At 67.0% G+C, this 17,960-nt stretch carries 19 protein-coding genes; 13 read left to right on the forward strand and 6 right to left on the reverse strand.

The window, feature by feature from the left end; all coding sequences use genetic code 11:
* Window positions 1-165: 165 nt before the first annotated feature.
* Window positions 166-1,248: a phenylalanine--tRNA ligase subunit alpha gene (gene pheS, locus HS053_RS01065; RefSeq protein WP_174209331.1), complete on the reverse strand. Its 1,083-nt coding sequence runs from the start codon at window positions 1,246-1,248 to the stop codon at window positions 166-168.
* A 117-nt stretch (window positions 1,249-1,365) separates the two neighbouring features.
* A complete protein-coding gene (locus HS053_RS01070) occupies window positions 1,366-1,908 on the reverse strand; it encodes a TlpA family protein disulfide reductase (RefSeq protein WP_174209332.1) in 543 nt (180 codons plus the stop codon).
* A 26-nt stretch (window positions 1,909-1,934) separates the two neighbouring features.
* On the opposite strand from HS053_RS01070, the gene argH reads away from it, so the two are divergent.
* The 4 genes from argH to HS053_RS01085 all read left to right on the forward strand — a co-directional run bounded on the left by argH (window position 1,935) and on the right by HS053_RS01085 (window position 7,422).
* The gene (argH, locus tag HS053_RS01075) at window positions 1,935-3,338 is read left to right on the forward strand and encodes an argininosuccinate lyase (RefSeq protein WP_174209333.1); all 1,404 of its coding nucleotides are present in this window, start codon (window positions 1,935-1,937) and stop codon (window positions 3,336-3,338) included.
* Window positions 3,339-3,374: 36 nt separating this feature from the next.
* A complete protein-coding gene (locus tag HS053_RS22460) occupies window positions 3,375-3,497 on the forward strand; it encodes a hypothetical protein (protein WP_277817034.1) in 123 nt (40 codons plus the stop codon).
* A gap of 128 nt (window positions 3,498-3,625) precedes the next feature.
* Window positions 3,626-4,891 carry a diaminopimelate decarboxylase gene (gene lysA / locus HS053_RS01080; protein ID WP_174209334.1) on the forward strand — a complete coding sequence of 422 codons (1,266 nt, stop codon included), beginning with the start codon at window positions 3,626-3,628 and terminating at the stop codon, window positions 4,889-4,891.
* Window positions 4,892-4,905: 14 nt separating this feature from the next.
* Entirely contained in the window at window positions 4,906-7,422 is a 2,517-nt protein-coding gene (locus HS053_RS01085) for a DUF4175 domain-containing protein (protein ID WP_174209335.1), read from the forward strand.
* A gap of 112 nt (window positions 7,423-7,534) precedes the next feature.
* On the opposite strand, the gene HS053_RS01090 is transcribed toward HS053_RS01085, so the two are convergent.
* Window positions 7,535-8,386: a zinc-ribbon domain-containing protein gene (locus HS053_RS01090; RefSeq protein ID WP_174209336.1), complete on the reverse strand. Its 852-nt coding sequence runs from the start codon at window positions 8,384-8,386 to the stop codon at window positions 7,535-7,537.
* Window positions 8,387-8,564: 178 nt separating this feature from the next.
* On the opposite strand from HS053_RS01090, the gene HS053_RS01095 reads away from it, so the two are divergent.
* Genes HS053_RS01095 through HS053_RS01115 form a run of 5 tightly spaced genes read left to right on the forward strand, consistent with a single transcriptional unit; the run spans window position 8,565 to window position 11,796 of the window.
* The gene (locus HS053_RS01095) at window positions 8,565-9,236 is read left to right on the forward strand and encodes an ATP-binding cassette domain-containing protein (RefSeq protein ID WP_174209337.1); all 672 of its coding nucleotides are present in this window, start codon (window positions 8,565-8,567) and stop codon (window positions 9,234-9,236) included.
* 5 nt (window positions 9,237-9,241) lie between these two features.
* The gene (locus tag HS053_RS01100; RefSeq protein WP_194245486.1) at window positions 9,242-10,129 is read left to right on the forward strand and encodes a cell division protein FtsX; all 888 of its coding nucleotides are present in this window, start codon (window positions 9,242-9,244) and stop codon (window positions 10,127-10,129) included.
* On the forward strand, window positions 10,129-10,884 hold the full coding sequence (locus HS053_RS01105) for a lysophospholipid acyltransferase family protein (RefSeq protein ID WP_174209339.1): 756 nt from the start codon (window positions 10,129-10,131) through the stop codon (window positions 10,882-10,884). Before HS053_RS01100 ends, HS053_RS01105 begins: the two co-directional genes overlap by 1 nt.
* A complete protein-coding gene (locus tag HS053_RS01110; RefSeq protein ID WP_174209340.1) occupies window positions 10,868-11,191 on the forward strand; it encodes a TfoX/Sxy family protein in 324 nt (107 codons plus the stop codon). Before HS053_RS01105 ends, HS053_RS01110 begins: the two co-directional genes overlap by 17 nt.
* Window positions 11,191-11,796 (forward strand): MSMEG_1061 family FMN-dependent PPOX-type flavoprotein, encoded by a 606-nt coding sequence (locus tag HS053_RS01115; protein ID WP_174209341.1) that lies wholly within the window; start codon window positions 11,191-11,193, stop codon window positions 11,794-11,796. Before HS053_RS01110 ends, HS053_RS01115 begins: the two co-directional genes overlap by 1 nt.
* Here HS053_RS01115 and HS053_RS01120 read toward each other — a convergent pair whose 3' ends face one another.
* The 3 genes from HS053_RS01120 to HS053_RS01130 all read right to left on the reverse strand — a co-directional run bounded on the left by HS053_RS01120 (window position 11,797) and on the right by HS053_RS01130 (window position 14,555).
* On the reverse strand, window positions 11,797-12,291 hold the full coding sequence (locus HS053_RS01120; RefSeq protein ID WP_174209342.1) for a hypothetical protein: 495 nt from the start codon (window positions 12,289-12,291) through the stop codon (window positions 11,797-11,799).
* A gap of 80 nt (window positions 12,292-12,371) precedes the next feature.
* Complete coding sequence (locus tag HS053_RS01125) at window positions 12,372-13,331, reverse strand: acetyl-CoA carboxylase carboxyltransferase subunit alpha (RefSeq protein ID WP_174209343.1); 960 nt, start codon at window positions 13,329-13,331, stop codon at window positions 12,372-12,374.
* A gap of 264 nt (window positions 13,332-13,595) precedes the next feature.
* Window positions 13,596-14,555 (reverse strand): L-malyl-CoA/beta-methylmalyl-CoA lyase, encoded by a 960-nt coding sequence (locus tag HS053_RS01130; protein ID WP_174209344.1) that lies wholly within the window; start codon window positions 14,553-14,555, stop codon window positions 13,596-13,598.
* Window positions 14,556-14,726: 171 nt separating this feature from the next.
* On the opposite strand from HS053_RS01130, the gene HS053_RS01135 reads away from it, so the two are divergent.
* The 4 genes from HS053_RS01135 to HS053_RS01150 all read left to right on the forward strand — a co-directional run bounded on the left by HS053_RS01135 (window position 14,727) and on the right by HS053_RS01150 (window position 17,947).
* Entirely contained in the window at window positions 14,727-15,476 is a 750-nt protein-coding gene (locus tag HS053_RS01135) for a caspase family protein (RefSeq protein WP_174209345.1), read from the forward strand.
* Window positions 15,477-15,521: 45 nt separating this feature from the next.
* Window positions 15,522-16,685 carry a hypothetical protein gene (locus HS053_RS01140; RefSeq protein ID WP_174209346.1) on the forward strand — a complete coding sequence of 388 codons (1,164 nt, stop codon included), beginning with the start codon at window positions 15,522-15,524 and terminating at the stop codon, window positions 16,683-16,685.
* A complete protein-coding gene (locus tag HS053_RS01145) occupies window positions 16,682-17,725 on the forward strand; it encodes a S1 family serine peptidase (RefSeq protein ID WP_174209347.1) in 1,044 nt (347 codons plus the stop codon). The genes HS053_RS01140 and HS053_RS01145 overlap by 4 nt, the downstream gene beginning before the upstream one ends.
* Before the next feature lie 87 nt (window positions 17,726-17,812).
* The gene (locus HS053_RS01150; RefSeq protein ID WP_174209348.1) at window positions 17,813-17,947 is read left to right on the forward strand and encodes an aa3-type cytochrome c oxidase subunit IV; all 135 of its coding nucleotides are present in this window, start codon (window positions 17,813-17,815) and stop codon (window positions 17,945-17,947) included.
* Window positions 17,948-17,960 lie beyond the last annotated feature (13 nt).

Below are 17,960 nucleotides of genomic sequence, written 5' to 3' on the forward strand. Positions count from 1 at the left end.
GGTCAAATATCCCCGGAGCCTATGCGGCGCCTGTCCTTGCGGCAAGAGCGGCGATTCCAGACCTGTCGCTGTTTGGGGGCGGCAGGCGGGAGGATGAGCAGATTGCCCATCCTACGGGCGGCAGGCGAAAGCGGAGGATGGGCAATCTGCCCATCCTTGCCCAACTTACCGCGAAAGCCCGCCCGGCAGGTTCGGCATGTCCAGCGCGGCAAAGCCATAATGGCGCAGCCAGCGCAGGTCGCTTTCAAAGAAGGCGCGCAGGTCGGGGATGCCGTATTTCAGCATGGCGATCCGGTCGATGCCCATGCCAAAGGCAAAGCCCTGCCACTGGGTCGGATCAACCCCTGCCGCCGCCAGAACCTTGGGGTGGACCATGCCAGAGCCGAGAATTTCCATCCACTTGTCGCCTTGGCCGATCTTGAGCTGACCGCCTTCCCAGGAACAGCGGATATCCACTTCGGCCGAAGGTTCGGTGAAGGGGAAGTGGCTGGCGCGGAAGCGCAGTTCGACCGAGGGCACTTCAAAGAAGGCGCGGCAGAATTCCTCAAGCGTCCATTTCAGGTTGGCCATGCTGATGTCGCGGTCAATCGCCAGCCCCTCGACCTGATGGAACATCGGGGTGTGGGTCTGGTCCATGTCCATCCGGTAGACGCGGCCCGGCGCGATGACCCGGATCGGCGCGCCCTGTTCGGCCATGGCGCGGATCTGAACCGGGCTGGTATGGGTGCGCAGCACATGCGGCGGGCGGTTGTCGCCGGGCGCACGGTGCATGAAGAAGGTGTCATGTTCCTGCCGCGCCGGGTGTTCCGGCGGGATGTTCAGCGCGTCGAAGTTATACCAGTCGCTCTCCACCTGCGGCCCTTCGGCCACGGCAAAGCCCATATCGCCGAAAATCGCGGTCAGCTCTTCCATCACCTGGCTGACGGGGTGGATGGTGCCCATCCGGCGCGGCCGGCCGGGCAGGGTCACGTCCAGCCATTCCGAGCGCAGGCGTTCGTCCAGCGCGGCATCGGCCAGCGCGGCCTTCTTGGCGCGCAGCGCGGCGTCGATTTCATCCTTGAGCGCGTTGAGGCTGACCCCGGCCGTTTTGCGCGTTTCGGGGTCCATCTTGCCCAAGGTCGCCATCAGGGCCGAAATCTCGCCCTTCTTGCCAAGGGCGGCAAGGCGCACCTCTTCCAGCGCCGCCTCGCCCGTCGCATTGGCGGCGGCGGTCAGGTATTTGGCCTTGAGCGTGTCGAGCCCGTCCATGGGAGCCTCCTGCAGGATCGGGATGGTTGCTAGCGGGCGAGGGGCCGAAATGCAAGCGGCGCGCGGGGGAAGGGGGCGGGAGCCTCCGGCGGGGATATTTGGGCCAAGATGAAGGGCCTAGGGTTGGGTCAGGGCCGTCAGCAGGGCAATCGCCTCGGGGCTGTCCCATTCGGCATCGCCGATCAGGCGGGCAACCTCTTGCCCTTCGGGGTTGACGATCAGGGTGACGGGCAGGCCGAAGACCCCCAATTGGCGCGACAGGGCGGATTTGGGATCACGCAGCGTCGGCAGGGTGGTGATGGCGGCATCGGCGTAGAAGCGGGCAATCGCCTCGGGGTCATTGCGGCCGGTGGCGACGGGCAGAACGGCGATGCCGGGCATCGCCGCCTGCAGCCGGTCAAGCGAGGGCATTTCGCGGCGGCAGGGCGCGCACCAGGTGGCCCAGAAGTTCAGCACCAGCCACTTGCCTTTCCAGTTCGACAGCGGCACCTCGCCATCCTTCGCATCGGTCAGGATTGCTTCGGGCAGGGCGGCGGGTGGTTCGGTGAGAATGAGTTTCTTCATCTCGCCGGTCTGGAGCGGGCCGAGATCGGTCGCAGGTGCGGGATTTGCACCAAGCGTCAAGGCCGTATAAAGGACCGCAAGCAGCAGGTTGCGCATTTCCCACACTCTCCCAGAGGCATCCCATGACCGACCCCGTTCAGACCCAAGCCGCCAACGCCATGTGGGGCGGGCGTTTCGCCGAGGGGCCGGACGCGATCATGACGGCGATCAACGCCTCGATCGGGTTTGACCAGCGGCTTTATGCGCAGGACATCGCGGGCAGTCGGGCCCATGCCGCGATGCTGGCGGCGCAGGGCATCCTGAGCGATAGCGATGCAAAGGCGATCGGGGAAGGGCTGCTCACGGTCTTGTCAGAGATTGAGGGCGGCAAGTTCGTGTTTTCCACCGCGCTGGAGGATATTCACCTGAACGTCGAAAGCCGGTTGACCGAGATCGTCGGCGAGGCGGGCAAGCGGCTGCACACCGGGCGCAGTCGGAATGATCAGGTGGCCGTGGATTTCCGGCTCTGGGTGCGTGATCAGTGCGACGCGGCGATTTCCGGGCTTGAGGCGCTGATGCGGGCCTTTCTGGCGCAGGCCGAGGCGGGGGCGGATTGGGTGATGCCGGGCTTCACCCATCTGCAAACCGCGCAGCCGGTGACCTGGGGCCATCACATGATGGCCTATGTCGAGATGTTCGCCCGCGACCGTTCGCGCTTTCAGGACGCCCGCAGGCGGATGAACGAATGCCCCCTGGGGGCGGCGGCGCTGGCGGGGACGTCTTTCCCGATTGACCGGCACATGACAGCGGCGGCGCTGGGCTTTGACCGGCCCACCGCCAACAGCCTTGATTCGGTGTCGGACCGCGATTTCGCGCTGGAATTCCTGTCGGCGGCCAGCATTTGCGCCATGCACCTGTCGCGCTTTGCCGAGGAATTGGTCATCTGGTCTTCGGCGCAGTTCCGTTTCGTGCGGCTGTCGGACAAATGGACCACCGGGTCTTCGATCATGCCGCAGAAGAAGAACCCCGATGCCGCCGAATTGCTGCGCTCCAAGCTGGGCCGGGTGCTGGGGGCGACGGTGGCGCTCTTTACCGTGATGAAGGGCCTTGCGCTGACCTATTCCAAGGACATGCAGGAAGACAAGGAGCAGACCTTCGACGCCGCCGACACGCTGATGCTGGGGCTGGCGGCGATGACCGGCATGGTCAGCGACATGGCCGCCAACCGCGAGGGGCTGAAGGCGGCGGCGGCCAGCGGCTTTTCCACGGCGACCGATCTTGCCGACTGGCTGGTGCGGGCGCTGGGCCTGCCGTTCCGCGATGCCCACCACGTCACCGGAACGCTGGTGGCCATGGCGGAAAAGGCCGGGATCGACCTGCCCGACCTGACGCTGGAACAGATGCAATCGGTTCATGCCGGTATCAGCGCCGAGGTGTTTGCCGTGCTGGGGGTGGAAAACTCGGTCCGTTCGCGCACCTCTTATGGCGGAACCTCGCCGGTGCGGGTGGTTGAGCAGATTGCCCGCTGGAAGGCGGCGCTGGCCTAGGGCAGGGTGCGGGCCGGAACACCGGAAAGGCCCGACATGACCCGCGCAATCGCCTTGCTTTGCCTCGTGACCCTTGCCGCCTGCGGCGCCGACGGAGAACCGCAGGCGCCCGGTGTCACGCTGGGCGGCACGGCCTCGGCAGGGGTGGTGGTAAAGTAGCCAAGGGCGCGCCGCAAATTTCTTGCAAGAAATTTGGCAAGGATTTTTGAAAATCCTTGCGCGCGCCGCGGCTTGCGTTGCTCGCCACGATGGGCGTGTTATACCCGGCCCGACAGTGCGGAGGCCCCATGGACCATTTCCTTTATCGTGACGGCCTTTTGCATGCCGAGGGCGTGGCGATCCCCGATATTGCGGCCACGCTGGGCACGCCGTTTTACGTCTATTCGGCGGCCACGCTGACCCGGCATTACCGGCTTTTCACCGAGGCGCTGGCGCCTTTGCCGCATCTGGTCTGCTTTGCCATCAAATCCTTGTCCAACGTCGCGGTGCTGAAGCTGTTGGGCGATCTGGGCGCCGGGATGGATGTGGTTTCGGGCGGGGAATATCTGCGCGCCAAGGCGGCGGGCGTGCCCGGTGACCGCATTGTCTTTTCCGGCGTCGGCAAGACGCGCGAGGAGATGCGTTTGGCGCTTGAGGGCGGCGTCCGGCAGTTCAACCTTGAGAGTGAACCGGAAATGCGCGCCCTGTCCGAAGTGGCGACGGCGCTGGGCGTGGTGGCGCCGGTCACGGTGCGGGTGAACCCGGATGTTGACGCCAAGACCCATGCCAAGATCGCCACCGGCAAGAGCGAGAACAAGTTCGGCATTCCCATCGCGCGGGCGCGGGAGGTCTATGCCGAAATCGCCCGCCTGCCCGGCCTCAAGGTGGTGGGCATCGACGTGCATATCGGCAGCCAGTTGACCGAGCTTGCCCCGTTCGAGGCGGCATTCCAGAAGGTGCGGGAATTGACGCTGGCGCTGCGGGCCGATGGTCATGACATCCGGCGGCTGGACTTGGGCGGGGGGCTGGGCATTCCCTACACCCGCTCGAACGAAGCGCCGCCCCTGCCCACCGATTACGGCGCCATGATCAAGCGCACCCTTGGCGATCTGGGCTGCGAGATCGAGATCGAGCCGGGGCGGCTGATTTCAGGCAATTCGGGCCTGCTGGTCAGTCAGGTGATCTATGTAAAGAACGGTGAGGGGCGCGATTTCCTGATCCTTGATGCCGCGATGAACGATCTGGTCCGCCCCTCGATGTATGAGGCGCATCACGACATCATTCCGGTGGCCGAAGCGATTCCCGGCAGCCCGACCCAGCCCTTTGACGTGGTGGGCCCGGTCTGCGAGACCGGCGACACCTTTGGCAAAGGCCGCGAATTGCCGCTGATGGCCGAGGGCGATCTGGTCGCCTTCCGTTCGGCCGGGGCCTATGGCGCGGTGATGGCCAGCGAATACAATTCCCGCCCGCTGGTGCCCGAAGTGCTGGTGCAGGGGGATCACTTCGCCGTCATCCGGGCAAGGCCAAGCTTTGATGAAATCCTCAAGCGGGATATCCTTCCCGAATGGCTTTAGGCCCAAGGAGGGTCATGGAACGGCTGGACGCGCCCGAGGTTCTCAAGCGGATCGAAACGCCGCTGCGGCTGACCCATGCCGGGCTTTGGGCCGAGCGGCTGGCGCGGGCGTTCTGGCCGCTGTGGTCGCTGTCCATTGCCGTGCTGGCCGCGCTGGCCTTTGGCTTGCAGGACCATCTGCCGCTGGATGCCTTCTGGTATGGCACGGTTTCCCTGGCGCTGGGGCTGGTCTGGGCGCTGGTCCATGGGGCGCGGCGGTTCCGCCGCCCGACCCGGGCCGAGGCGATGGCGCGGCTGGACGCGCGGCTGCCGGGCCAGCCCCTTGCGGCACTGGCCGATGCGCAGGCGCTGGGGCTTGGCGATCCGGCCTCGCAGGCGGTCTGGGCGGCGCACCGGGCGCGGATGGCGGCGCGCGCCGCCGGGGCGCGGGCGGTGGCACCCGATCTGCGCCTTTCCGACCGCGACCCCTATGCGCTGCGCTATATGGCGCTGACCGCGCTGGTGATGGCGGTGTTCTTCGGCTCGCTCTGGCGGGTGGTGACGGTGGCGGGGCTGGTGCCGGGCGGTGCCGAGGCGGCGCAGAGCGGCCCGACCTGGGAGGGTTGGGTGCAGCCGCCTGCCTATACCGGCAAGCCCGCGCTCTACCTTGCCGACCAGACCGGCGACACGCTGCGCTTGCCCGCGGGCAGCCGCGTGCAACTGCGGTTCTATGGTGAGCCGGGCGGGCTGATCCTGTCGGAAACCGTCTCGGCCCGGACCGAGGTGCCGCCTGCTTCGGAAATGAAGCAGGAATTTATCGTCCTGCAATCGGGCCGCTTGCAGATCGAGGGCCGGGGCGGGCGTGACTGGCAGGTCGAGGTGATCCCTGATGGCGCCCCCACGGTTGAGGTCAAGGCCGAGATCAGACGCGAGGCCGATGGCCGCTTTCGTCAGGAGTTCAGCGCCAGCGACGATTATGGCGTGACCAAGGGGCAGGTGGTGATCCGCCTCGACCTTGCTGCGGTTGACCGCCGCTTTGGTCTGGCCACCGAACCCGATGCCATCCCTGAAATGGTGCTGGACCTGCCGATGCCGGTGCGCGGTGACCGCAAGAAGTTCACCGAACTTCTGGTCGATGATCTGTCGAAGACGCTGCTGTCGAACCAGCCGGTGACGATGAGCTATTCGGTCACCGATGCCTCTGGTCAGGTGGCCGAGGCGCCGCCTCTGTCGGTGACGCTGCCCGGACGGCGGTTCTTTGACCCGTTCGCTGCCGCAGTGGTGGAAATGCGCCGCGATCTGATGTGGAGCCTTGCGAATGGCCCCCGCGTTTCGCAGGTGCTGCGGGCCATGGTCTGGAAACCCGAAGGTCTGTTGCGCAATGCGGCCGCGCTGACCCGGTTGCAGGCGGTGATGGCGCGGCTGGACGCGGGCCTTGCCGCGCCCGCCCTTGACCCTGCGCTGCGCGACGAAGTGGCCGAAGAGCTGTGGCAGATTGCCCTGATGGTCGAAGAGGGCGACCTCGCCTCGGCCCGCGACCGGCTGCGCCGCGCGCAGGACCGGCTGGACGAGGCGATCCGCAACGGCGCCTCGCCCGAAGAAATTCAGGAGCTGATGGACGAGATGCGTCAGGCCCTGAACGACTATATGCGCGAGATGGCCGAAGAGGCCGAGCGCAACGGCGAAGACCCGCAGCAGCCGAGCGGCCCGACCATCGAGATGAGCCAGGATCAGTTGCAGCAGATGCTGGATGAGTTGCAGCGTCTGATGGAGGAAGGCAAGACCGCCGAAGCCGCCGAGCTGATGGAACAACTGCGCCAGTTCATGGAAAACATGCAGTTGAGCGAAGGACAGGGCGGTCAGGGTCAGGGTGGCCCGGGTCAGCAGGCCATGCGCGAGTTGGGCGACACGCTGCGCGGGCAGCAGGATTTGTCCGACGATGCCTTCCGCGATTTGCAGGACGGCCAGCCGGGCAACCCTGAGGGCGAGCAGCCGGGCGAAGGGCAGGGCGAGCAGGGCCAGAACCCCGGTGAGGGCCAGCAGCCCGGCGACAGCCTTGCCGAGCGTCAGGGCGACCTGCGCCGCCAGATCGAGCGGCTGGAGCGCGGCGGGCGCCTGCCCGGCGACGGCAGTGAACGCGGCGAGGCGGGGCGGCGTCAGCTTGACCGTTCGGGCGAGGCCATGCGCGAGGCAGAGCGGGCGCTGCGCGACGGCGATCTGCCCGGCGCGCTCGACCGGCAGGCCGAGGCGATGGAGGCGCTGCGCGAGGGGATGCGCGAGTTCGGCGAGGCGCTGGCCGAAGAAAGCCGGCGCGAAGGCGAAACCCGGATGGGCGACGCCGAAGGCCAGGACGATCCGCGCGCCGGGCGCGATCCCTTGGGTCGGCAGACTGGCGAAGGGTCGCGGATCGGGTCGGACCGCAACATGGTTCAGGAACAGGATATCCGCCGCCGCGCCGAAGAATTGCTGGATGAAATCCGCCGCCGTTCGGGCGAATTGACCCGGCCCGAGGGCGAACGCGACTATCTCAAGCGGTTGCTGGAGCTGTTCTGACCGGATCCCGGCGCAGCACGACGGTTCCGAAAAAGCGGCGGCGCAGCCCGTTCACGGGCTGCGCCGCCGCTTTGCTGCAAAGGACAGACGAGTGCTGCGCGCCGCCCGTGGCTCAGTTCGCGCCGGTCTGGCCGCGCAAGACGCCGATCAGCCATTGCACACCGCTGTCCAGCGAGGTCCGCGCGGCATCGACCGCCGCGACATAGGCCGTCAGCGCCGGCGCCGCGCCCGGGATCTGCTGCGCCAGACGTGGTGCCATGGCGTAAAGCGCGATGATCACCGTGGCCAGGACCACCATCAACAGAAAGCCATTGCGAAAGCCGTTCGAACGAGGGCGTTCCATGGTGGCGGAAACTGCCCCCGCCTCACCCGAGCGGCGCTCGGATGTGGCGCGCAGGGTGGAATTGATCTCTTCGATCTCGGGCAGCATCTCGCGCCGGGTCTGCGGCTTGGCAGGGACCGGCGGCTCGGGCGCGACCCCTTTCATGCGGGCGATGCGGCGGGCAACCGGGTCGGCTGCGGCGGGCGCCGCCGGGGGGGGCGTCAGACCCATTTCGGTCTGCGTCTCGATCGGGGCGGGGGTTTCGGCGCGGCGGGCGCCCAACTCGCGCTCGGCCTCTTCGCGCAGCACGGCCAGCACGCTTTCGTCGATCGAACGGGCCGCGGGCGCGACAGGTGCAGGATCGGGTGCGACAGTCTCATCCCCGTCCGCCTGCCCTGACGGAGAGGCGTCTTCGGGGGCCGGTGTCTCTTCGGTCGGCACATCGGCGACCGTCTGGCGGGGGGGGGGGGCGGGCGGCGGCGTGAACAGCGCCTCTTCCGCGGCAAGTTCCGCCTCGACCGCAGCGGGAAGCTGGAACCAGGCGTGGCCGCAGTTGGAACATTGCACATCGCGCCCGGTGTCGGGGATCACCGTGGCATCAACCTCGTATTCCGCGTCGCAGTTTGGGCAGACTAGGCGCATCGGGGTCATGTTCCGCAGGCTGTCACAGGGTTTTTGTCAGGCGTTTCGTCGTTGTTGTAGCAACGATATTGCCATTCTGGAAGCCTTTGTCGATGTTTGCGCAATCGCGCCAATTGAAACCGCCGCGTTTCCGGGCGATGGTTGCAGGTGCAAGACAGGGCTGGCAAAGGACGGACAGGTGATCTCCTTCGAGAATGTCGCCTATAACTATGGCGGCGGAGAGCTTTTGTCCGATATCAGCCTGCGCCTTGCGCCGGGGTCGTTCCACTTTCTGACCGGACCTTCGGGGGCGGGCAAAACGACCTTTCTCAAGCTCTGCTATGCCGAATTGCTGCCGACTGCCGGGCGCGTCACGCTGTTTGACCGCGAGGTGCGGGGGCTGGCGCGCGATGATGTGGCGATGACGCGGCGGCGCATCGGGGTGGTGCATCAGGATTGCCAGTTTCTGGATCACCTGCCTTTGGGCGACAATGTGGCCCTGCCCCTGACGGTGGCGGGGCGGCCCGGGGCGGCGCGCGATCTGGCCGATCTTCTGGCCTGGGTTGGGCTGGAGCGGCTGACCGATGCCTTGCCGCCCTCGCTTTCGGGTGGGGAGCGGCAGCGGGCCGCGCTGGCCCGGGCGATCATCATGGGGCCGGATGTGATCCTTGCCGACGAGCCGACCGGCAACCTTGACTGGGAAATGTCGCTGCGGCTGCTGACGCTGCTGGTGGAGCTGAACCGGATGGGCAAGACGGTGCTGGTCGCCACCCATGACCTGAACCTGATCCGGCAGGCCAAAAGCCAGATACCGGCGCGGGTGCTGCGCATTGCCAAGCGGCGGATACAGCTTGCGGGGGCCGATCTGTGACCCGTCTGTCGCTCTCGCGCCTGCTGGCCCCCGGCCCTGCCGATGCGGTGGTGCCGCCCAGCGGCCATACCGCCTGGCTGACCCTCTTCACCGCCGGGGCGATGACCTTTCTGGCGGTCTTTGCGCTGGCCCTTGCGCTGGCCTCCGGGCGGCTGGCCGAGCGGTGGGCGGGCGCGCTGGAACGCACGGCAACGGTGCGGCTTTCGGCCCCGGAAGACCAGATCGACCGGCAGGTCAAGGCGGTGCTGGCGCTGTTGTCCACCACCCCCGGCATCGCCAGCGCCCGCGCGCTGGACGAAGAGGAGCAGCGCAAGTTGCTGGAACCGTGGTTCGGCCCCGACCTGCCGGTGCAGGCGCTGCCCTTGCCCCGGCTGATCGAGGTGGTCGAGGATGGCGCGGGCTATGACGCCGAGGGGCTGCGCCTGCGCCTGACGGCCGAGGCGCCGGGGGCCGTGCTGGACGATCACGCCCGCTGGCGGCGGCCCTTGGCGGTGGCGGCGGCGCGGCTGGTGCTGCTGGGGTGGCTGTCGATCGGGCTGATCGGGCTGACGATGGCTGCGATGATCACGCTGGCGGCCAATGCGGCGCTGGCGGCCAATGCGCAGGTGATCCGGGTCTTGCGGCTGGTCGGCGCCCGCGACAGTTATATCGCCCGCGCCTTCGTGCGGCGCTTTACCCTGCGCGCGCTGGCGGGGGCCGGGGTGGGCGCCGTTGCCGGCATGATCGGAATTGCCGCCCTGCCCGGTGCCGAGGCCGCAGGCGGGTTCCTGACCGGCCTCGGGTTTCAGGGGGCGGGCTGGCTCTTGCCGTTGCTTTTGCCGTTTCTGGCCGGGGGCGTGGCCTTTGCCGCCACCCGTGCGGCCGCCTTCCGCAAGCTGAGGGAGTTTCACTGATGGTCAATCCGCTGCGCTGGCTGATGTCCTTGCTGTTCATCATCCAGATGTATCTGGCCATGGCGGTGATCGCGGTGGTCTTTGCGCCCTTCGCGCTGTTCAGCCGGGCCGCAGCGGTGCGGGCTTGCCACGCCTTCTGCGGCTGGACGCTCTTTTCGCTGCGGTTGCTTTGCGGGCTGCGCTGCGAGGTGCGCGGCACGCCCCCCACGGATGAGGTGATGATCGCCGCCAAGCATCAGAGCTTTCTTGACATCATCATGATCTACAACGCCGTTCCACGCGGCAAGTTCATCATGAAGCGTGAGTTGATGTATGCGCCCTTTCTTGGCCAGTATGCGCTGGCCATCGGCTGTGTGCCGGTGGACCGCGGCAAGCGCGGCGCGGCGATTGCCAAGATGCGGGCCGATGTGGCCCGCGGTGCCAGCGATCCGGGGCAGTTGATCATCTATCCGCAGGGCACCCGGGTCGCGCCGGGGGCGGTGCGGCCCTACAAGGTGGGCACGGGGTTGCTTTATCAGCAGCTTGAGCAGCCCTGCGTGCCGGTGGCGGCCAATGTCGGGCTGTTCTGGCCCAAGCGTGGCATCCTGCGCAAGCCGGGCCTTGCCGTGGTCGAGTTCCTGCCGCCCATCGCCCCGGGGCTGCCGGTTGGCCCCTTTATGGAAGCGTTGGAGGTGCAGATCGAAACCGCATCGGACCGGCTGTTGGCCGAGGCGGGGTTCCGGCAGGAAAGGCCCGCCGATGGCAACGCGCGCTGAAACCGTTGCACCGATCCTTGACGCCATTCCCGGCGCCACCGCGCGCAAGATGTTCGGCGAATATGCCGTGTATCTTGACGGGCGGGTCGTGGCGCTGATCTGCGACGACATGCTGTTTCTCAAGGATTTGCCCGAAGCGCGGGTGCTGCTGGACGGCGCGGAAACCGGCGCGCCCTATCCGGGCGCCAAACCGCATCTGATTGCCGACCCCTGGCTGGACGAGCCCGAGGTTCTGGCCGCTGCCGCCCGCGCACTGGCCGCCGTTCTGCCGCTGCCGAAGCCCAAGCCGAAAAGGAAGCCCCGCTGATGGAGTGGATCACCGATCTGGATGCGCTGCATGGCCATTACGGCACCCCGATGCAGCCCGCGTTGCGCAAGGTTACCGCACAGCTTACCCCGGCCTACCGCGCCTTCATTCAGGCATCGCGGTTCTGCGTGCTGACCACGGTCGGCCCCGAAGGCACCGACGGCAGCCCGCGCGGCGACGAAGGCCCGGTGGTGACGGTCGAGGATGCCCAGACCCTGCTTTTGCCCGACTGGAAGGGCAATGAGCGGATCGACAGCCTGCGCAATATTCTGCGCGACGGGCGGGTGAGCCTGTATTTCATGGTGCCGGGTTCCACCATTTCGGTGCGGGTCAACGGCACCGCGCGGCTGACCGCCGATGCCGCCCTGCGCGCCCGGTTCGAGCGGGACGGCAAGAACCCCCGCACGGTGATCGTGATCCGCGTGGGCGAGGTCTATTCGCAATGCGCGCGGGCGCTGCAACGCTCGGCTCTGTGGACCAGCGGCGATTTGTCGGGTGGTTTGCCGACCGTCGGCCAGATGCTGCAAGAGGCCAGCGCGGGCGAGATCGACGGCGCCGCCTATGACGCCGAACGCGCCACGCGGGCGCACCTGGGCTGGTGGTAGTCAGCTTATCGGGCAATCGGTGACGGCAAGGTCCAGTGCCAGCTTGGCTTTCGGTCCGTAATCAAGGCCGGATACGTTGATATAAAGCGCATTTCCGCTGCGATAGACCGCTTCGGGGCGGATCGGCATGGTGGTTTCCGCCCGGTCGATCCGCGCCTCGGAAAAGACCAGACAATCGCCCTTGAAATGCAGCACATAGCCGTTGAAGGCGGCGGGCCAGAAGTTCCCCTGCGCCTCGGGATAGCTGAGTTCGATCCGGCCCGGTGTGATTTCAACCTGCACCGGCACCACGTCAAAGCCAAGGGCGTGACCCTCCGGCCCCATGCCGAATTCCACGCCCTGACCGACTTTCACCGTCACGCCCTCGCTTTCGAACAGGGGTGCGGCGGGGTCGTCCCATGTCAGGACATTCATCGTGACAAGTCGCCCTTCCAGCGTGCCGCCAGGGGCGGGCGTGGCGGTCAGCAGGGCAAGCAACAGGAACAGTCGGCGCATGGGCATTCTCCGGCAGGCAGCGGCATCAGAATGCCGTGCCGCGCCCTGCCTGTCGCGTGACAAAACCCGTCAGGTGCGGATCAGGCCGCCAGCCCCTTGGACCCCATGTCGAGGAACTTCTGCCGACGGTCCTTGATCAGCGCGTCCGGCTTCTTGCCCGAAAGCTCCTTGAGCATGGCTTCAATCGCCTTGCCCACCGCCTCGACGGTTTCCTTGCGGCCACGCTGGGCGCCGCCAAGCGGTTCCTTGACGATCCGGTCGATCACGCCCAGCTTTTGCAGGTCTTGCGCGGTCAGGCGCAGCGCCTCGGCGGCTTCGCGCATCTTGTCGGCATCCTTCCACAGGATCGAGGCGCATCCTTCGGGGCTGATCACCGAATAGACCGAATGTTCCAGCATGGCGATCCGGTTCGCCGTGGCAAAGGCCACGGCCCCGCCCGATCCGCCCTCGCCGATCACCACCGAAATCAGCGGCACGCCGATCTCAAGGCATTTCTCGGTAGAACGTGCAATCGCTTCGGCCTGCCCGCGCTCTTCGGCGCCCTTGCCCGGATAGGCGCCGGGCGTGTCGATCAGGGTGATCACCGGCAGGCGGAAACGGTCGGCCATCTCCATCAGCCGCACCGCCTTGCGATAGCCTTCGGGGCGGGCCATGCCAAAGTTGCGCTCGATCCGGCTTTTGGTGTCATTGCCCTTTTCATGGCCGATCACGATGACCGGCTGATCGTTGAACCGGGCAAGACCGCCCATCACCGCATGATCGTCGGCAAAGCCGCGGTCACCGGCAAGGGGGGTATATTCGCTGAACAGCGCGTCGATGTAATCCTTGGTATGGGGGCGGTCGGGATGGCGGGCCACAAGGCATTTCTGCCAGGGCGTCAGCGCCTTGTAGAGGTCTTTGAGCAGGGTATCCGCCTTGCGGTCCAGCCCCTCGGCCTCTTTGGCGACATCCATCGCCGGATTGGCCCGGGCCAGCGCCCGCAATTCTTCGGCCTTGCCTTCGATTTCGGCGAGGGGCTTTTCGAAATCCAGATAGTTCATCGGGCACTCCGCAACGGACCGTCCCTATATGGCCAAAGGGGGGGCAAGATGCAACTCGGCAAGATTTAGGGCGCGGGGAACGGTGGCCAACCCGGCAAAAAGCTGCGCCCCGTAGAAGACTACGGGGCGCGCTCTTCCTCCCGAGGATGCGGCGTCGGGCCTCCTTTCCCTTCGCCGCGCGGGTATGACGTGGCGTCACTGTCGAATCGTGACGCTTCGGTAACAGGTCTGCCCGTTTCGCAGGCATCCTGTCAACGGGTTCGATCACGAGGATGCGATCAACTCGGCCTGTTTGACGATGACTTCGGCCTGTTTGATGCTGGCGATGTCCACCAGACGGCCCTTGTAGACCGTCGCCCCCTCGCCCCGGGCCTTGGCGGCCTCCATCGCGGCAAGGATTTCGCGGGCTTCGGCCACGGCAGCCTCCGAGGGAGTAAAGACCTCATTGGCCAATGCCACCTGCTTGGGGTGGATCGCCCATTTGCCGACCATGCCCAGCGTGGCCGAGCGGCGGGCCTGCGCACGGAACCCCTCGTCATCCGAGAAATCGCCGAAGGGCCCGTCCACCGGCAGCACGCCATGGGTGCGGCAGGCGGCCACGATGGCGGCCTGCGCCCAGTGCCAGGGGTCGGACCAGTGCCGCGCGCCCTCACGCAGCATGTAGTAATTCTCCTGCGTGCCGCCGATGCCGGTGGTCTGCATTCCCATGGAGGCCGCGAAATCGGCTGCCCCCAGGCTCATCGCCTGCAGCCGGGGGGAGGAGGCCGCGATTTCCTCGACATGGGCAATCCCGGCGGCCGATTCGATGATCACCTCAAAGCTGATCGGCTTCGTCCGCCCCATTGCCCGCTCGATCCCGGTGACAAGTGCATCCACCGCATAGACATCGGCGGCGCAGCCGACCTTGGGAATCATGATCTGGTCCAGCCGGTCGCCCGCCTGCTCCAGCAGGTCCACCACATCCCGATACCAGAAGGGCGTGTCCAGCCCGTTGATCCGCACCGACAGCGTCTTGCGGCCCCAGTCGATGGTGTTGATCGTCTGAATGATATTCGCCCGCGCCTGCGGTTTGTCCGTGGGCGCCACCGAATCCTCAAGATCAAGGTTGATCACATCCGCCGCCGATGCCGCCATCTTCTCGAACAGCGCGGGCCGCGAGCCGGGGCCGAACAACTGGCAGCGGTTGGGGCGGGCGGGGGCGGGCGGTTGCAGGCGGAAGCTCATCGCAGGGTCTCTCGGCAAGGATGTTTCGTCTGAATTGCGTATGGCGATATATTGTTGCGCATTTGCTTGCAAGCTGAATTTGCGGATGCAGCATCGCAGATGCGGCATGACAAATCTCGTCACGCCGCCGCAGCCCCTTGCCCGGTCGGCAGGGGGCGGTATCTTTCGGCCATGACCCGGTTTAATGCGCCCCTTGCCCTGCTGGCCCTGCTTGCCGTTCCTGCGGAGGCCGAGACGCGGGCGCTGCTGGTCGGCGTGTCGGATTACACCGTGCTGGATGCCGACCTGAAAGGCCCTGCCGACGATGTGCGCCTGATGGCCGGGGTGCTGGCGGCGCGCGGTGTGGCGCCGGGGGCGATGGTGGCGCTGACCTCGGACGCCAGCGGGCTGGACCCGGCGATTGCAACCGGCCAGCCGACCCGTGCCGCGATCCTGCAGGCGATGGTGGCGCTTGAGACCGGTGCCGCGCCGGGTGATACGGTGGTTTTCTACTTCTCTGGCCATGGCGCAGAGGCGCCCGACCTGAGCGGCGACGAGGGCGGCGGCTATGACGAAATCCTGCTGCCCGCCGATGCCGCGGGCTGGAAAGGCGCCATCGGTGCGGTGGAAAACGCCATTATGGACGACGAATTGCAGGATTGGGCGCAGGGCGTGCTGGCCAGGGGGGTGAAGCTGGTCGGGCTAATCGACGCCTGCCATTCCGCCACCGGCTTTCGCGCGGTCGGCGGGGCGGGCGTGCCGCGCGGGCTGGGGGCCGAGGCGCTGTCGATCCCGGCGGGGGTGGCATCCGCCCCCCCCGGCCCCCCTGCGCCGCCGCTGACAGGGGAGTTTGTGTTCCTTTACTCCTCGCAATCCGATCAGCGCAGTTTTGAATATCCGCTGGCCGATGGCAGCGGCTGGCATGGCGAGTTCACCTTGTGACTGGCGCAAATCCTGCAGGCAGCGCCCGGTGCCAGTTGGGCGCAGGTGCTGGCCGCGACCTCGGATGCGATGGTGCAGGGACCGGCGCGGCAGGTGCCCGATGGCGAGGGGCCGCTGTTGCAGGCGCCGGTTTTCGGCACGGGCGCGGTGGCGCTGCGCCATGCCATCAAGGCAAGGGCGTTGTCTGCCGGCCTGCTGCAAGGGCTGGCCGAGGGCGATACGGTGGCCTTCTTTGCCGCTCCTGCCGGGGGCGAGATGCTGGGCGAGGCGGTGCTGACCGGGGTCGAGGCGCGCAGCGCCGGGCTGTCGGGCATGGTGCCGCAGGGCGCGCTTTGGGCCGAGGTGGTGGCCCCGGCGCCCCCGCCGCCGCTGCGGCTGGCGGTGCCGGTGAAGGCGGATGGTGCGGATTATGACCGCTGGAAGGCGGCGCTGCCAGAGGCTGCCAAGGGCGAGGTTGATCTGGTGCCGATCCTGACCGGCGGTCAGGTTGCGCTGGTTGGGCCGGACGGCGTGCTGGACCCGGGTGGCCCCGGCTCGACCCCGCGGATTGCGCTTGAGGGCAGCGAAACCGAGGCGATGGCGGTGGAGCGCGTGCTGACCGCCGCAGGTCATTCCCTGCGGCTGCGCAAGCTTCTGGCGGGGCTCGCCGGGCGCAGCCTGACTGGCAAACCGGCGCTGGAGGCGCGCTATGAGCGGCGCCCGGGCCGCGACGGGGGCGGCCAATGCACCGATTTCGGCCCGAAAGAGCCGGTGGACCCGGCCCGCGGCCTGCAGCCCTGCGATCAGCTTTGGGTGACCTTCACCAATGTTTCCGGCAAGGTGCTGGATGTCTCGGCGCTGTATTTCAACGCCGATTTCACCATCTCGCCGGTCTGGCCGCAGGCGGGCCTGTCCAACAGGCTGGCCCCCGGCGAAAGCGCGCGGGCCGGGCTGCAGATCCTGCCCGGCTCAACCGGGTTCGAGGAGTTGCTGCTGCTTGCCGTGCCGGTGGGCGAGGATGGCGCGCGCGCCGACCTGACCCGGCTGGCGGAACCGGCGATGACCCGCAGCTTTGCCAGCCTCAGCGGGCCGGCCGAAAACTGGATCGAAGACTGGATGACGGGCGGCAGCGTCACGCGGGGCTTTTCCACCCGCCCCGCTGCCGTCATGATGCTGCGGCAGCCGGTGCGGCTTGGCGCCGGGTCTGCCTTGGGAGAGGGACAAGAATGAACCGTTTGCTGATTGCCGCCCTGATGCTGGCGCTGCCCTGTGCGGCGCTGGCCGAGGACAAGCCCTTTGCGCTGAAACCGGCGGGCAAGAACCCCTATGAATACGCCCGCTCGGGCGCCAAGGCCGCGCATGAGGCGGCTGCGCGGGCGGCAGGCGGCGGCAAGGTGATCGGCGGGGCGGTGGCGGCCGAAGGGGCCTGGCCCTGGCAGGTGGCGCTGATGATCAACGGTGCGCCGGTCTCGCCCGACGGGCAGTTCTGCGGCGGCTCGATGATCCTTGACCAATGGGTGCTGACGGCGGCGCATTGCGTGCATATGGCCGATGACGCGGGCAACTGGGCCGATCTGGAACCGGCCAAGATCTCGGTTCTGGTGGGCACCAACACCATCGCGCCGGGCAAGGGCGATCTGGTGGGCGTGGCGGGCATCTACCGCCATCCCGATTATGTCGGCACCGCCTTTGACCATGACATCGCCCTGATCAAGCTGACCCGCGCGCCGCAGGTGCCCTATGCCACCATTCAGGTGCCCGACGCCCAGTTCGGCGACCTGTTGGACCAGCCGGGCGTGGTGACGGTCGTCACCGGCTGGGGCCTGACCGAAGGCGGCGCGCATCCCGAGGCCATGCATCAGACCGAGATTCAGATGATGGACCGCAACCAGTGCAATCAGGCCATGCTGGAGGCGCGTGCCGAAGCGGCGGTGGACGGGTTCGGTTATGCCGTTGGCGTTCTCAGCCTGAAAGAGGAAGACGCCTATGCGCTGTGGGACGAACTCGTCGCCCGCGCCCCGGCACCGATGAGCCAGAACATGCTGTGTTCCGGCACGTTCGAGGGCGGCAAGACCGCCTGTTCGGGCGACAGCGGCGGGCCCTTGGTGGTGCCCTTGGAGGATGGCAGCTATATTCAGGCAGGTGTGGTCAGTTGGGGCCTTTCGGCGGCCGACGGAAAGGGCTGCGAGGAAACGGCCCTCTTCTCGGCCTATACGCGGGTGTCGAATTTCCTGCCTTGGCTTGAGGCGACGATCGACGCCCATCCGTAAGTGGCTTTGCCTGCGGTTTCTGCCCCCGTGACAGCGCGCCGTGAATCGGCTATGTGCGGGAAAGCGCAGCAGGAAGGGACGCGACAGATGGCCGAACACAAGCAGGGCAGCATGGATATCCGGGCTCAGGAAAAGACCTTCGCGGGCTTTGTGAAGCTGTCAACCTGGGGTGCGGTGATCTCTATCCTCGTGCTGATCTTCATGGCTCTGGCCAACGCCTGAACCGACCAAGCGG

It is taken from the genome of Tabrizicola fusiformis (assembly GCF_013328815.1).
In the GTDB taxonomy this organism is placed as follows: Bacteria; Pseudomonadota; Alphaproteobacteria; order Rhodobacterales; family Rhodobacteraceae; genus Fuscibacter.

Bases quoted from the DNA above. Each gene is read 5' to 3' on its own strand.
- pheS (WP_174209331.1), bottom strand. From the start codon at position 1,248: ATGGACGGGCTCGACACGCTCAAGGCCAAATACCTGACCGCCGCCGCC.
- HS053_RS01070 (WP_174209332.1), bottom strand. From the start codon at position 1,908: ATGCGCAACCTGCTGCTTGCGGTCCTTTATACGGCCTTGACGCTTGGT.
- argH (WP_174209333.1), top strand. From the start codon at position 1,935: ATGACCGACCCCGTTCAGACCCAAGCCGCCAACGCCATGTGGGGCGGG.
- HS053_RS22460 (WP_277817034.1), top strand. From the start codon at position 3,375: ATGACCCGCGCAATCGCCTTGCTTTGCCTCGTGACCCTTGCCGCCTGC.
- lysA (WP_174209334.1), top strand. From the start codon at position 3,626: ATGGACCATTTCCTTTATCGTGACGGCCTTTTGCATGCCGAGGGCGTG.
- HS053_RS01085 (WP_174209335.1), top strand. From the start codon at position 4,906: ATGGAACGGCTGGACGCGCCCGAGGTTCTCAAGCGGATCGAAACGCCG.
- HS053_RS01090 (WP_174209336.1), bottom strand. From the start codon at position 8,386: ATGCGCCTAGTCTGCCCAAACTGCGACGCGGAATACGAGGTTGATGCC.
- HS053_RS01105 (WP_174209339.1), top strand. From the start codon at position 10,129: ATGGTCAATCCGCTGCGCTGGCTGATGTCCTTGCTGTTCATCATCCAG.
- HS053_RS01110 (WP_174209340.1), top strand. From the start codon at position 10,868: ATGGCAACGCGCGCTGAAACCGTTGCACCGATCCTTGACGCCATTCCC.
- HS053_RS01115 (WP_174209341.1), top strand. From the start codon at position 11,191: ATGGAGTGGATCACCGATCTGGATGCGCTGCATGGCCATTACGGCACC.
- HS053_RS01120 (WP_174209342.1), bottom strand. From the start codon at position 12,291: ATGCGCCGACTGTTCCTGTTGCTTGCCCTGCTGACCGCCACGCCCGCC.
- HS053_RS01125 (WP_174209343.1), bottom strand. From the start codon at position 13,331: ATGAACTATCTGGATTTCGAAAAGCCCCTCGCCGAAATCGAAGGCAAG.
- HS053_RS01130 (WP_174209344.1), bottom strand. From the start codon at position 14,555: ATGAGCTTCCGCCTGCAACCGCCCGCCCCCGCCCGCCCCAACCGCTGC.
- HS053_RS01135 (WP_174209345.1), top strand. From the start codon at position 14,727: ATGACCCGGTTTAATGCGCCCCTTGCCCTGCTGGCCCTGCTTGCCGTT.
- HS053_RS01145 (WP_174209347.1), top strand. From the start codon at position 16,682: ATGAACCGTTTGCTGATTGCCGCCCTGATGCTGGCGCTGCCCTGTGCG.
- HS053_RS01150 (WP_174209348.1), top strand. From the start codon at position 17,813: ATGGCCGAACACAAGCAGGGCAGCATGGATATCCGGGCTCAGGAAAAG.